Raw genomic sequence first — 13,513 nt, forward strand, 5'->3', positions numbered from 1 at the left:
GTTTTTTGTTTTACAAACATTCTAAAAGCGATACATGATTAGAGTAATTACCATATTTTTTCTGTTTATAGGAATTAATAGCCAGGCCCAGGAGATTAACTGGATGAGTATGAATGAAGCTCTGGCAGCACAGGAAAAAGAACCTAAAAAGATATTTATGGATGCCTATACCGTTTGGTGCGGCCCCTGTAAAATGTTAGATAAGAATACTTTTACCAACAACGATGTAATCGAGTTTGTAAATGAAAATTATTATCCGGTAAAGTTTAATGCTGAAGGTCCTGAGGAAATTGATTTTAAAGGGCAGCTATTTAAAAATCCGCAATACGATCCTGAAAAGAAGCAAAGAAGAAATTCGCCCCACCAATTGGCAAGGGCTTTAAAAATTACCGGCTATCCAAGCCTTGTTTTCTTTGATGAAGAAGCGAATTTAATTGCTCCTATTCCAGGGTATAGAACCCCACAACAGCTGGAGCTTTATTTAAAACTCTTTGCGGAAGATGAATATAAAAAAATGACTTCTAAAGAAGCTTTTGCGGAATACCAGGAGAATTTTGAGGGTTCTTTTGAGTAAAATATTTCAATTTCAAGTAAAATTTAAGTGTTAGTTGATAGTGGGCCTTATGGTTCAGTAGAGATGCGAAAAGCTCCGTTTTTACCTGTATGGTGAAAACGGGTTTTTTGTTTTTTGGCGGTTTCTGCCCAACGGGATACATAACTATGATAATTACTCCCGTCGGCAACAATTATCTTTGGATTTAAACCTCTAATTAGTCGTTCTAAGTTGATTTTAGGTGAATTCCGAAGTAAGACTACATCTGGATTAAAATGATTCAACTTGTAAACTGCGCTGCTGTCAACAATTAAAATTGATGCCTTAGAAGTATTTAAAATATCAGGAATTATCTTTTCTTCAATTTTGTTAATATTTCTTCCCGTTTTGTAATCTTTTAGCCGAATTTCATCTTGCAGCTTATCTTCCAAATTATGGTAAAGCGTAAACTGTTTTGGCTCATCAATACCTATCATAGTTTTTCTGGGTTTATGAAAAACGATATTTTCTAAAGTTGAATTCTGTATTTTGCTATAGAGCATACTGCTTTGAAATATTAGAATTCCGCAGAGAAAGAAAACAAGATTTCTGAAGCTTTTTTGATAGATTAAAAGAATGAAAAAGAAAATTAGTAGATAGGCACTGAGGTTTTGCCAGATATTAAAATGGATATCGGTAAATACAAAATTTTCTTTCCCTGCCACCCAACCAATAAATTGATTCATTAAGCCAATAAGTTTCCCGTAGGTTTCAGCTAGAATGTCTGGCAGGATTTTCAATAAAGCTAGGAGAATAACGAGAATTCCCAGGCCGAGAATTAGTCCCAGAACCGGTAAAACTACTAGGTTAGAAAGAAAGAATAAACCTGGAAACTGATGAAAATAAAATAAACTTAAAGGTAAAACCCCAATTTGTGCAACGATGCTCACCGTAAATAAACCCCAGAAGTACTTTGTGATTTTAAACTTTGGTTGCCAAAGTTTAAAAAGTTTAGGTTGAATGGTGACAATTGCAAAAACCGCAAGATAACTCAGCTGAAAACCTACCTGAAATATGAAATAAGGATTTACAAGCAGTAAAATAAACAGCGAAATAAACAAACTGTTCAAAACACTGGTTTTTCGTCGCATTTGCATCCCAATAGCGATAAAAGAAAACATCGTCACCGCCCGAACTACCGATGGCGAAAGTCCTGCTAGCATAGCAAAACTCCACATTAAAGAAATTAGAATGAAGGTTTTAAGAATAAGTCCGTTTTTTAGATAATTGAGAGGAGTGAAGAGCCAATTTAAAATGAGCAAAATAATCCCAACGTGGAGACCGGAAACGGCTAGAATATGAATGGCGCCTGCTGCAGCATATTCATCGTAAATCTCTTTTGAGATATCCTGCCTCTGCCCTAATAATAAAGCCTGCATGATAGCTAATTCATCTTTATTGAATTTCGCTTCAGATAGGTTTTGAATTAATTGCTCCCTGAAATTAGAAATATGAGTAAAAAGCGTATTTTCTTTATTTGGTAAAATTCGGATCTCGGTTTTTCTCAGTTGCAATTGCTTTTCAACCCTTTGCTTTTGCATAAACTTTCGGTAATTAAACCGATAGGGATTTAAAGGTTCAGCAATATTTGTAGGCTTATTTGGGACAAGCAATTTCATTCCGGGCTTTATATTACCGGAAATAGAATCCTTCGAAATATTGAGTAAGATCTTTCCTTTTATTGGAGTTGAATTTTTATCTGAAAAGATCCTTTCGGCTTCAGCGATATACGGCTGGCTGTAAAGATTGGATTTCAGGGCTTCAATGACACGAATTTGCATTATATCTGCTTCAGCAGTATGAAAATTGATATAATGTTGCGGCTGATTTTTAGGTTGATGAAGATGCGCCGTTGCAAATCCTAAGCTAAAGATCAAACTCCAGGTACATATTCCGAAGAACGCATCGTCAAATAGTTTTTTGCGCGCTCTAAAAAAGCTCAAACAGAAAATAAGAAATGATGAACCTAAAAATATAAAAAGCGGTATTGAAGGCAGATCAATAGAAAATCCGGCAATGATTCCCAGGATCAGGAATATGGAAAGTTTTATGATAGTAAAATTCAAAAATTGCATCCCTGTTGTTTTTTGTAGGGCGGCAATTATCTACGGAAGATACTAAAAATTATAAAATACGACGGGCCATAACAAAATTACCGTTCCAATAAGGCTCAGAAAGAGAGGAGACAATTACACCCCGGGAGGTAGAGGCGTGAATAAAGTAGATATCGTCACGTTCTATCTCTACCACCAAGCCTACGTGATTAATAACTTTGCGATTCTTGTTGGTTTCAAAAAAAAGAAGGTCCCCGGGATTTACCTCTTTTATATACAGGCGTTCACCTTCCAGAGACATTGCACGAGAGGTTCTGGGAATTGCGATATCCTCTTCTAAAAATGCGGTGTAAATAAGTCCGGAGCAGTCCATACCTCGCTTTGTAGTTCCGCCGTATTTATAGCGCGTGCCTTCAAAACTTTTTGCGTTAGAAATAATATTATAAACCTTTTCATTGGCAGGTTCAATTTCAGAATTTCCAGGGCGGGAATATCTCTCAGAACGGTTTTCTTCACTTTTGGTGGTGATAACTTTAGAGCGGGAGCTTCCGCAGGAAATAAGACTTATAAGAAAAAAGCCTAAGAAAAGTGATTTAAAAATATTCTGCATAGATCAATTTTTAATTGCTTTTACGATGAGTTTAGCTGTTTTTTCGCTGGCGCCTTTTCCGCCTAATTTTTGTTCTAATTCAAAATAATCTTTAAAGATTTTGGTGCGGTGCTCGTCCTCCAATATTTTCTTAAACTCTTTTTTCAATGTTTTAGTATTGAAATCGTTCTGAATTAACTCCTTTACCACCTCTCGATTCATAATGAGATTTACCAGTGAGATATAATCTAAGTTTACAATTCTACGCGCAATTTGGTAGGAAACATAGCTGCCTTTATAGCAAACCACTTCGGGGATTTTAAATAAAGCGGTTTCTAAAGTCGCGGTACCCGAAGTTACCATAGCTGCGTGGGCAAGGCTTAGTACATCATAGGTTTTGTTCATTATTAGTTTGATGTTCTTTTGCTTAATAAAGGGAGCGTAGAACTCTGCATCCTGGCTGGGTGCGCCTGCAATTACAAATTGGTATTCAGGAAAATCTGGAGTGATGCTTAACATTACCTCCAGCATTTTTGAAATTTCCTGTTTACGGCTTCCGGGTAAAACAGCAATTATAGGTCTTTCGTCCAGGTCATATTCTTTATTTAGCGCAGGTACGTTTGGGAGCTTCTTTTGGCCAATGGCATCAATAAGCGGGTGACCAACAAAATGAACCGGGAAATTATGTTTTTCTTCATAAAACTCCTTTTCAAACGGAAGGATCACGTACATATGATCTATATCCCGTTTTATCGCATTGATCCTGTTTTCTTTCCAGGCCCAGATTTGTGGAGAAATATAATAATGCGTCTGGTAGCCTTGTTCTTTAGCCCATTTGGCGATCCTTAAATTAAAGCCGGGATAATCTACAAAAATGATGGCATCGGGATTAATAGCGGTGATATCTTCCTTGCAAAAGGAAATATTTTTAAGAATGGTTTTTAGATTGAAAAGCACTTCTACAAAACCCATAAAAGCCAATTCCCGATAATGTTTTACCAGCTGCCCGCCCTGTTCCTGCATAAGATCGCCACCCCAGAACCTGAATTCAGCCTGGGAATCCTTTTCTTTTAAAGCGCGCATCAGGTTAGATGCGTGAAGATCTCCAGAAGCTTCGCCGGCAATAATGTAGTATTTCATCAGTTTATAAATTTTTCCGCTTCGGGAATTTGTGACAGGTTATATTCTTATGCCTGCTCGCTATCCTTTTTTACTTCCAGCTATTATAATTTAAATAATTTTAGAGATAAAAATGCTTATTGCAGCTATTATGGTTGCTAATAATACGCCTCTTGCGTGATAGTTTTGCTTTTTTCTAATAAAAACGAAAAAAGGGAGAAAGTTTAAAATAGCACCAAGAGCAATTAGTTTTCCAATATAACCCTGGGCAATGGCATCGTCTAAGGTTTCATCTATTCCCATTTCAGAGAAAAGAAGGATATAAAGGAAAATACCGCCAATATTGGCAGAAAGTCCTGTCAGAAATCCTATAAATATGTTTTGCTTAATCATTAAGCTCCCAATTGTTTAAATCGTCTAAAAAATGATGGGCAGTTAAATCAAATTGTACCGGTACCACTGAAACGTAACCGTTTTGTAAAGCCCATTCATCGGTATCTTCACCTTTATCTTTATTTACAAATGTGCCGGTTAGCCAGTAATAATCGCGTCCCTGTGGATTGGTTCTTTTATCAAATTCTTCTTCCCAATGTGCGTTCGCCTGCCTACAAACTTTCATTCCCTTAATTTCTGAGCCAGATAGTTTTGGAATATTTACATTTAACACAACCCCGGTTGGTAAACCATTTTTAATGACATTCCTGGTAATGGCCTTTACATACTTTCTTGCAGGCTCAAAATCTGCATTTAAAGAATAATCCAGTAGCGAAAATCCAATAGCGGGAATTCCTTCTACACCAGCTTCTACTGCAGCGCTCATTGTTCCTGAATAGATCACGTTTATAGAAGAATTAGAACCGTGGTTAATTCCGCTAACGCAAAGATCGGGTTTGCGATGCAGGATTTCCTGTGTGGCGATCTTTACACAATCTGCCGGAGTGCCCGAGCAACTGTATTCTTTATGCTTATAATTTTCTTTAATGGTTACCTGTTCACAAAATAAGGTGTCGCTAATAGTGATGGCATGACCCATTCCGCTTTGCGGGCTGTCGGGTGCCACAACCACTACATCGCCCAGCTCTTTCATCACTTCTATTAGAGTTCTTATCCCGGGGGCAGTTATACCATCGTCGTTGGTTACTAGAATTAAAGGTTTCTTCTTCGTCATAGCTTATTTTATATAGGCTAAAATAGTAATTTCAGCAAGAAACCTTATCTTAGTAGTTTAACAAATTATTATTACCTGTTAGCTTTATTGGCACAATTTTTAATGTATTTTGGAGAGCTGTTAATGATGAAATTTATGCGATTTATGAAAAGGAATTTAAAAATCTTAGTGGTAGTGCTACTAATGGCTGCCACCTCCTGTAGTTTTACTACTAAAAAATTTGACGACCCTAATAAAGATAAACTTCTTATAGACCTTATTACTTACGTCCTTAACGAAGGTCACTATGATGCCCGGGATATTAATGACGAATTTTCTGAAGGTGTTTACGATAAATATCTTGAAGGTTTAGATGGGTCTAAACGTTTCTTTTACGAAAGTGACATTGAAGAATTCAATGCTTACCGGGATAAAATAGACGACCAGATCAAGGAAAAGCAAATTGACTTTTTTGATCTTACTTACAACCGACTTTTAAAACGATCTGAAGAAGCAAGGGATATCTATAAAGAGATCCTTGAAAAACCTTTTGATTTTTCTGAAACAGAAGATATCAATACAGACTTTTCTGAAGCCGAATATGTTTCTTCTAAAAAAGAAATGAAAGAACGTTGGAGAAAGCAGCTTAAATTTTCTACGCTTATCACTTATTTCGATAAAATTGAAGAAGAAGAGCAGAAAAAAGAAGAAGATCCAGATTATGAAATGAAGGCTAAAGAAGAGCTTGAAAAAGAAGCCCGCGAGGTGACTTTAAGTTCTTTAGAAGAATATTATGATCTTACTGATGATCTTGAGCGTAAAGACTATTTCTCTGTGTATTTGAATGCTATTGTTGAAGCCTTTGACCCCCATACTTTTTATTTCGCACCCCAGGATAAAGATCGTTTTGATATCGCGATGTCTGGTAAATTAGAAGGAATAGGCGCCAGACTTCAGAAAAAAAGTGATAATATTATGATAACTGACCTGATTTCTGGTGGACCCGCCTGGAGAAGTGAAGAACTTTCTGAAGGTGACGAAATATTAAAAGTGCAACAGGAGGATGAAAGCGAACCGGTAAGTATCGTAGGGATGCGTTTAGAAGATGCCGTAGATTTAATTAAAGGCCCAAAAGACTCTAAAGTTACTTTAACGGTTCGTAAAAAATTAATGGGTAATATTGAGGAAATCACACTTACCCGTGATATTGTTGAAATTGAAGAAACTTATGCTAAGACAGCTATGGTTCAAAAAGAAGGTAAGAATTTTGGGATAATCAATTTGCCTAAATTCTACTTTAATATGGAAGATTACGAAGAGCGTAATGCTGCTTCAGATATCAAAAAGGATATTATTAGATTGAAAGAACAAAATATGGACGGCCTGGTGCTTGACCTTAGAAATAATGGGGGAGGATCTTTAAAAACGGTGGTTGATATTGCAGGTCTTTTTATTGAAGAAGGACCAATTGTTCAAGTGAAATCTAACGGACAAAGAAAAGATGTGCTTTCAGATGAAGATCCCTCTGTACTTTGGGATGGTCCGCTTGTGATTTTGGTAAACGAACTTTCAGCTTCAGCTTCAGAAATTCTGGCCGCTGCAATGCAGGATTATAAAAGAGCAATCATTATTGGTAGTAAACAAACCTATGGAAAAGGAACTGTTCAAAATGTGGTAGACCTTAATCGTTGGTTAAGAAGTAATGAATTTGGAGATGTAGGAGCACTTAAATTAACTACCCAGAAGTTTTACAGGGTAAATGGTGGTTCTACCCAATTAGAAGGTGTGAAGAGTGACGTAGTAGTTCCAGACCGTTATAGCTTTGTAGATATAGGAGAGAAAGATCAGGACAATCCTCTACCCTGGGATAAAATAGATCCTGCCAATTACAGCGCTTGGAATGGTTATGTGAATTTTGAAAAAACCATTGCAGAAAGTAAAGAAAGAATGAACTCTAATGAGCAATTAAAGCTTATAGAGGAACACGCTAAATGGATTAAAGACCAGAGTGAAGATAGTTTTCATTCCCTGAATTTCGAAGAATATGCTTCAACGGCTGAGAGGAACCAGGAAATGGCAAAGAGGTTTGATTCTATAAAGAACTATAAGACTAATCTTACTTTTAATTCTTTACCTTATGAAGAAGAGATGTTTCAAAACGATACTATCTTAGAAGAGAAAAGAGATCGTTGGCATGATAATTTAAGCAAGGACGTGTATGTTGAAGAAGCAATCCACGTGCTGACTGATATGAAAAAGAATAACATAAGACAGGATAAATTGGCCAAAGTTCAGGACTAGTTTTTCTTTTAGAAAAGATTAAAGCGCTTCAGAAATGAGGCGCTTTTTTTATGCTTTAGAGTCTTAGATTATCTTCAAATCGAATTGACTTAATTCAGTTTAATTTAGCCAGGTAATTTTCTTCCGAAAAACTTAAATTTGCATTATGCTGAAACGAAAATATATTTATCCGTTAGTTATCTTAATTGTTGCTGCGATTTTAATTACGGTAGAACGCTGTAACTAAAATGACATCCTATCTGAATCCAGCTTTATAAAAATAAAGAGTAGGATAGTAAATGCCCAGAGCCCTGAGCCTCCATAACTCAGGAATGGTAAAGGAATACCTACGGTAGGGAAAATGCCAATAACCATCCCGATATTTACCAGGAAGTGCATAAAAATAATTCCTATTACCCCATAACCATAAACCCGGGTAAAAGTAGATCGTTGCCGTTCTGCAAGGTAGAGTAGCCGTAACATAAGCATAACAAAAAGAACAAGGATAAATGTACTGCCTAAAAAGCCCCATTCTTCTCCTACCGTGCTAAAAATATAGTCTGTATGTTGTTCCGGCACAAAATGCCCTTTGGTTTGAGTTCCTTCGGTCCAGCCTTTTCCAAATAAGCCGCCACTACCAATAGCAATTTCACTTTGATTGGTATTATAGCCAATTCCGCGGGAATCCACTTCTTTGCCTAGCACTATATTGAAACGATCTCTGTGGTGTTGCTTAAAAACATTTTCAAAAACATAGTTTACCGAAAGGGAAAATCCTATGGCTACCGCTGCAAAAAACAGGTATTTAAAAAGATTGGGTCTTCGCTTTAAGTTTTTAAGGTAAACCAATATGGCGATTAATATTACACCGCCAATTACCCAAGCCGGGCCAAAAGCAAGAGTGGCCACAAAAAGCGTGGCTGCGAAAAATCCTAATAATAAATATGCGAAATGAAGGCCTTCCCGGTAAAGTGCAAAAGCAAATGAAAAATAAACCATAGCACTCCCAGCATCTGGCTGTAACAGCACTAAAATCATTGGAAGGGCAATGATAAGGAAAACCCTTAATTGATGCTTAAAGTCTTTGATATTGGTCTGTATACCGCTTAAATATTTAGCAACGGCAAGGGCAGTTGCAGCCTTTGCAAATTCTGCCGGTTGAATACTAATGGGGCCTATTTGGTACCAGGCGGTTTGACCGGCAATTGTGCTACCAAAAACAAACAAACCTGCTAAGCTTAGCAGGCTTATGGCATAAATAACACTGGAAAATCTTTGGTAAAATTTAGCTTCAATAGATAATAATATGATTATTAAAAGAAAGCTTAAGATAATCCAAAGTCCCTGTTTGCTATATATTTGATTGAATTCAAAAAAACTAGTGTGACTTTCAGCTAAGGAAGCTGAGTAAATATTTGCCCAGCCAAATCCAACTAGTAAGAGATAAATTAAAATAGTAAGCCAATCGAATCCCGCTACGCTTTTCCCCATTTATCGATTAATTATAAAAGGTTCCCCGCTTAATGGTTTTGCATACTCTTCTTCAAGACTGTGGTTTAAGATCCAGTCTTCCATATCTGTTCGGGTTATTTCTTTTTTAATATATTTTTCAACTATTAAACTCGCAATTCGTCCTGCATAACGGCTTCCCCAATATCCGTTTTCAACAAATACGGCAATTGCTATTTTGGGATTGTCTACCGGTGCAAAAGCCACGAAGATGGAATGATCTGTAAGTTGGGTTCGCTTACCATCTATTTTTGTGAAATTTTCTGCTGTACCTGTCTTCCCGGCGATTTCAATACCAGGAATTTGAAGGCTTCTTGCCGTACCGCTTTTATAAACCTCGTGCATTCCTTCAACCACCGGATCAAAATGCTCTCTATCTATTGTGGTTTTATTCTTCACCGTAAATTTTTCCTCTTTTATGGGATCGCCATCAACTTTTTTTAAGATGTGCGGAGTGTAATACCAACCACGATTCGCGATAGTTGCCGTCATATTCGCTAATTGAATAGGAGTCATTAAAATCTCTCCCTGGCCAATTGCATTAGAAATCGTGGCCGTAGAGTACCACTTATAGGTTGGGTAATTATAAATTCGGTTATAATAATCGGCATCGGGTATTTTTCCCGGTCTACCGGTGCTCAGATCATTCCCCATAAACTGACCAAGACCAAAACTTTGCAAGTGTTTGTTCCAGGTGTCCATTCCTTCCTGCGGGGTCGGATATTTTTCTATCGTTTTTCGATACACCTGAGCAAAGTAAGAATTACAGGAGTGTGCAATCCCCGGCACCAAATTAAGGGGGCTGGGATGCGAATGGCATCCTAAAGGACGTCTTGCACCATAGTGGTAACCATTATTACAGGAGAATCTGTCATCGGTATCTATAACGCCTTCCTGAAGCGCAATTAAGCCGGTTAGGGTTTTAAAAGGAGATCCGGGAGGGTATTCGGCTAAAAGACCACGATCGTAAAGTGGTTGGGCAATAGAGTCGTAATAAAGCCTGGTGTAGTTAGGAGATCTCTTGCGACCTACCAATAATGCCGGATCGTATGTAGGAGCAGTTACCAAAGATAGAATTTCACCGCTTTCGGGCTCTATGGCAACAATTCCGCCGCGTTTGTTTTTCATTAATTTTTCTCCATAGGCCTGAAGCTCGGCATCTATGGTAATGCTGATATCTTTTCCTTTGGTTGGCAGTGTATCGTAAATACCGTCTTTGTACGGCCCAATATCCCGGTTAAACCTATCTTTTTGGATGTATTTCACCCCTTTTTCGCCACGTAGTAATTCTTCGTAAACTTTTTCTACACCGCTTCGGCCAATAAGGTCACCCGAAATATAATACGGGTCTTCGTTAACTTTTTTCTGATTTACCTGTGCAATATAACCAAGCACATTTGCGCTGTGGTCTACCTGGTAATCTCTTAATGAACGCTTTTGAATATAGAAACCTTCATATTTACGCATTTTCTCCTGTAAATAGGCATATTCAGCTTTGGTGAGCTGCGGAATAATTACCGAAGGAAGAATAGGCGAGTAGATCTTTGCTTTATCGAGGCGGCGGCCCAGTTCTTCAGGCTCTATGCTTAGAATCTTACAAAATTCAGTAGTGTCAAAAGGTTTCAGGTTTCTTGGAATCGCCATCACATCGTAAGAAGGTTGGTTGGAAACCATCAATTTCCCATTTCTGTCAGAAATATAACCACGTTGCGGGTAATCGTAAACAACTTCTATAGCATTATCCTGCGATCTTACCGCAAGGGAATCGTCTATTATTTGCAAATAGAAAAGCCGGGCAAGAAAAATAAGGCCCGTGGTAAAGATAATAATGTAAAGAAGTAATTTTCTCATCTATATTTTTTGCTGAAAACTGCTAAACTAAGCATGATCATAATAACACTGAAGATCCCTGAAAATAACGTTTTCTTGAGAACTATTATTATATGACTTAAGCTAAACATTTCCAAGAAAAATAATATAAAATGATGAATTAAAATACTGATAAAAATATAGCTTAATCTCGCCCCAATTGGCGTGGTAGAAAGTCTTAAATTTTGATGATCATAACTTATTCCAAATGAAAATCTAAGTAGGTTAGGCCTAATAAAAGCGATCACTGTACAGGCAGCCGCATGAATCCCGCCACTATCTTCAAAAAGATCGATACTGAAGCCTAATAAAAAAGCTAGGACTAAAAAAATACTTTGATTTCCGTTAAACGGGTAAAGCAAGATAAACAGGACATACAGATATGGGTTTATGTAACCCAGAAAATTAATATTGTTGAGGATTAGTACTTGTATAAATACTAAGCCAACAAACCTGATGATATTTTTTAGAATACTATTGTTCATCTTCCTCCCGCTCTAATTCCAGTATTTCTTCCCGTTCCAGGTTTTCAATAACATACACATAACCAATATTGGTCATATCATTAAAGAGCTTAACATTAATCGTGTAGTAACTCTCGCTTTGGTCTAATTTAAAATCTTCAATGCTACCAATAGGAATTCCTTCGGGGAAAATCAAAGATTTACCCCCGGTTACAATGGTGTCACCTTCTTTAACAGGGGCCTGCCTGGGAACATCAATTAACTGAACGATATTGGGGTTTTTGCCATTCCAAATTAAACTTCCAAAATGATTGGTTTTGCTTAATTGGGCATTAATCCGGGATTCTGAATTCAATATGGAAATTACCCGGGAGAACCTGTTGTTAACCCTGTCTATAATCCCAATTACTCCTTTGCTGGTAATAACTCCAAATTCAGATTTTATGCCGGCTTCTTTTCCCTGGTTCAGGGTCAGGAAGTTATTTCGCTTTGCATAATTATTATTTATCACTCTTGCGGTTCTAAAATAATAAGTGCCATCAAAACTGGAAGTATCAGTGTAATTTTCTACTGAAATTGTGTCATTTAAATTGGTGAGTACGTTGCGCAACTGCTTATTCTCCTCCATGAGGCGCTTGTTGTACTCATCTAAATGCATGTACTTATCAAAATCGTTGGCCCAGGAATAGATGCCGCCGGTAAGGCTGTTGGCCGAGCTTATAAAACTACTCTTGTGATAAGAATGGGTTTGAATAGTGAAAAATACAGCTAATGCAAGCAGAAATAAGAAAAGAATATTATTCTTATTCCGAATAAGAAAATTGAAAATTTGCTGCATAAACTACTTCTCCTACTTTATCAAAATTCCCTTATAGCGATTTAGGGTTTTTAAGCATATTCCGGTTCCTCTTACTACTGCTCTTAATGGATCTTCGGCAATATAAACCGGAAGATCGGTTTTTTGAGATAATCTTTTATCCAAACCTCTAAGCATAGATCCACCACCGGCAAGGTAAATACCTGTATTGTAAATATCGGCTGCAAGTTCTGGCGGGGTTTGCGATAAGGTTTCCATTACCGCGTCTTCAATCCTTAAAATAGATTTATCCAGGGCTTTGGCAATTTCACGATAAGAAATGTTTACCTGCTTGGGTTTTCCTGTTAAAAGGTCACGTCCCTGAACACTCATTTCTTCTGGCGGAACTTCTAAATCTTCAGTCGCTGCACCAATCTGAATTTTTATTTTTTCAGCAGTACGCTCTCCAACATATAAGTTGTGCTGCGTACGCATATAATAAACAATATCATTAGTAAATACATCACCGGCAATTTTAACCGATTTGTCGCAAACAATTCCACCAAGTGCAATTACCGCGATTTCGGTAGTACCACCACCTATATCTACGATCATATTTCCTTTAGGCTGCATAATATCTACGCCAATACCAATTGCAGCCGCCATAGGCTCGTGAATAAGGTAAACCTCTTTCCCATTCACACGCTCTGCACTTTCTTTTACCGCGCGCATTTCTACTTCGGTAATTCCAGATGGAATACAAATTACCATTCTAAGCGCCGGCGTGAACATCTTCTTTTTAAGTGCCGGAATTTCTTTAATGAACATGGTGAGCATTTTCTCACTGGCATCAAAATCGGCAATTACCCCATCTTTCAATGGGCGAATGGTTTTTATATTCTCATGGGTTTTTCCCTGCATCATCGCAGCTTCTTTCCCTACTGCGGTTATTTTTCCCGTAGTACGGTCTCGCGCAACGATAGAGGGACTGTCTACCACCACCTTATCATTATGAATTATAAGGGTGTTTGCAGTTCCTAAATCTATTGCTATTTCTTCAATGAGAAAGTCAAAAAATCCCATAGTTTGTTTGG

The 13,513-nt window shown here is 37.5% G+C and carries 11 protein-coding genes; 2 read left to right on the forward strand and 9 right to left on the reverse strand.

What is annotated here, in order from left to right:
- Positions 1-34 precede the first annotated feature (34 nt).
- Positions 35-574: a thioredoxin family protein gene (locus B5440_RS11590; protein WP_070053979.1), complete on the forward strand. Its 540-nt coding sequence runs from the start codon at positions 35-37 to the stop codon at positions 572-574.
- 47 nt (positions 575-621) lie between these two features.
- Here B5440_RS11590 and B5440_RS11595 read toward each other — a convergent pair whose 3' ends face one another.
- The 5 genes from B5440_RS11595 to surE form a co-directional block, all read right to left on the reverse strand.
- Positions 622-2,667, reverse strand: a complete 2,046-nt coding sequence (locus B5440_RS11595) for a ComEC/Rec2 family competence protein (RefSeq protein ID WP_070053980.1) — start codon at positions 2,665-2,667, stop codon at positions 622-624.
- A 49-nt stretch (positions 2,668-2,716) separates the two neighbouring features.
- The gene (locus tag B5440_RS11600) at positions 2,717-3,256 is read right to left on the reverse strand and encodes a C40 family peptidase (RefSeq protein WP_070053981.1); all 540 of its coding nucleotides are present in this window, start codon (positions 3,254-3,256) and stop codon (positions 2,717-2,719) included.
- A 3-nt stretch (positions 3,257-3,259) separates the two neighbouring features.
- Positions 3,260-4,375 carry a lipid-A-disaccharide synthase gene (gene lpxB, locus B5440_RS11605; protein WP_070053982.1) on the reverse strand — a complete coding sequence of 372 codons (1,116 nt, stop codon included), beginning with the start codon at positions 4,373-4,375 and terminating at the stop codon, positions 3,260-3,262.
- 90 nt (positions 4,376-4,465) lie between these two features.
- The gene (locus B5440_RS11610; RefSeq protein WP_070053983.1) at positions 4,466-4,747 is read right to left on the reverse strand and encodes a hypothetical protein; all 282 of its coding nucleotides are present in this window, start codon (positions 4,745-4,747) and stop codon (positions 4,466-4,468) included.
- On the reverse strand, positions 4,740-5,522 hold the full coding sequence (gene surE / locus B5440_RS11615) for a 5'/3'-nucleotidase SurE (RefSeq protein ID WP_070053984.1): 783 nt from the start codon (positions 5,520-5,522) through the stop codon (positions 4,740-4,742). The genes B5440_RS11610 and surE overlap by 8 nt, the downstream gene beginning before the upstream one ends.
- Positions 5,523-5,666: 144 nt before the next feature.
- Here surE and B5440_RS11620 point away from each other — a divergent pair, with 144 nt between their 5' ends.
- The gene (locus B5440_RS11620) at positions 5,667-7,802 is read left to right on the forward strand and encodes a carboxy terminal-processing peptidase (RefSeq protein WP_070054014.1); all 2,136 of its coding nucleotides are present in this window, start codon (positions 5,667-5,669) and stop codon (positions 7,800-7,802) included.
- Positions 7,803-8,024: 222 nt separating this feature from the next.
- On the opposite strand, the gene rodA is transcribed toward B5440_RS11620, so the two are convergent.
- The 4 genes from rodA to B5440_RS11645 all read right to left on the reverse strand — a co-directional run bounded on the left by rodA (position 8,025) and on the right by B5440_RS11645 (position 13,502).
- Complete coding sequence (rodA, locus tag B5440_RS11625) at positions 8,025-9,272, reverse strand: rod shape-determining protein RodA (protein WP_070053985.1); 1,248 nt, start codon at positions 9,270-9,272, stop codon at positions 8,025-8,027.
- A complete protein-coding gene (gene mrdA, locus B5440_RS11630; RefSeq protein ID WP_070053986.1) occupies positions 9,273-11,141 on the reverse strand; it encodes a penicillin-binding protein 2 in 1,869 nt (622 codons plus the stop codon).
- 492 nt (positions 11,142-11,633) lie between these two features.
- On the reverse strand, positions 11,634-12,461 hold the full coding sequence (mreC, locus tag B5440_RS11640; RefSeq protein ID WP_070053987.1) for a rod shape-determining protein MreC: 828 nt from the start codon (positions 12,459-12,461) through the stop codon (positions 11,634-11,636).
- A 12-nt stretch (positions 12,462-12,473) separates the two neighbouring features.
- Complete coding sequence (locus B5440_RS11645) at positions 12,474-13,502, reverse strand: rod shape-determining protein (protein ID WP_057482684.1); 1,029 nt, start codon at positions 13,500-13,502, stop codon at positions 12,474-12,476.
- Positions 13,503-13,513: the final 11 nt, after the last annotated feature.

The organism is Salegentibacter salarius (genome assembly GCF_900168265.1).
Taxonomy (GTDB): domain Bacteria; phylum Bacteroidota; class Bacteroidia; order Flavobacteriales; family Flavobacteriaceae; genus Salegentibacter; species Salegentibacter salarius.

What these genes read in the sequence shown, in the direction of transcription:
- mreC (WP_070053987.1), bottom strand. Translation starts at nt 12,461, where the DNA reads ATGCAGCAAATTTTCAATTTTCTTATTCGGAATAAGAATAATATTCTT.
- lpxB (WP_070053982.1), bottom strand. Translation starts at nt 4,375, where the DNA reads ATGAAATACTACATTATTGCCGGCGAAGCTTCTGGAGATCTTCACGCA.
- B5440_RS11620 (WP_070054014.1), top strand. Translation starts at nt 5,667, where the DNA reads ATGAAAAGGAATTTAAAAATCTTAGTGGTAGTGCTACTAATGGCTGCC.
- surE (WP_070053984.1), bottom strand. Translation starts at nt 5,522, where the DNA reads ATGACGAAGAAGAAACCTTTAATTCTAGTAACCAACGACGATGGTATA.
- B5440_RS11590 (WP_070053979.1), top strand. Translation starts at nt 35, where the DNA reads ATGATTAGAGTAATTACCATATTTTTTCTGTTTATAGGAATTAATAGC.
- rodA (WP_070053985.1), bottom strand. Translation starts at nt 9,272, where the DNA reads ATGGGGAAAAGCGTAGCGGGATTCGATTGGCTTACTATTTTAATTTAT.
- B5440_RS11595 (WP_070053980.1), bottom strand. Translation starts at nt 2,667, where the DNA reads ATGCAATTTTTGAATTTTACTATCATAAAACTTTCCATATTCCTGATC.
- B5440_RS11645 (WP_057482684.1), bottom strand. Translation starts at nt 13,502, where the DNA reads ATGGGATTTTTTGACTTTCTCATTGAAGAAATAGCAATAGATTTAGGA.
- B5440_RS11610 (WP_070053983.1), bottom strand. Translation starts at nt 4,747, where the DNA reads ATGATTAAGCAAAACATATTTATAGGATTTCTGACAGGACTTTCTGCC.
- B5440_RS11600 (WP_070053981.1), bottom strand. Translation starts at nt 3,256, where the DNA reads ATGCAGAATATTTTTAAATCACTTTTCTTAGGCTTTTTTCTTATAAGT.
- mrdA (WP_070053986.1), bottom strand. Translation starts at nt 11,141, where the DNA reads ATGAGAAAATTACTTCTTTACATTATTATCTTTACCACGGGCCTTATT.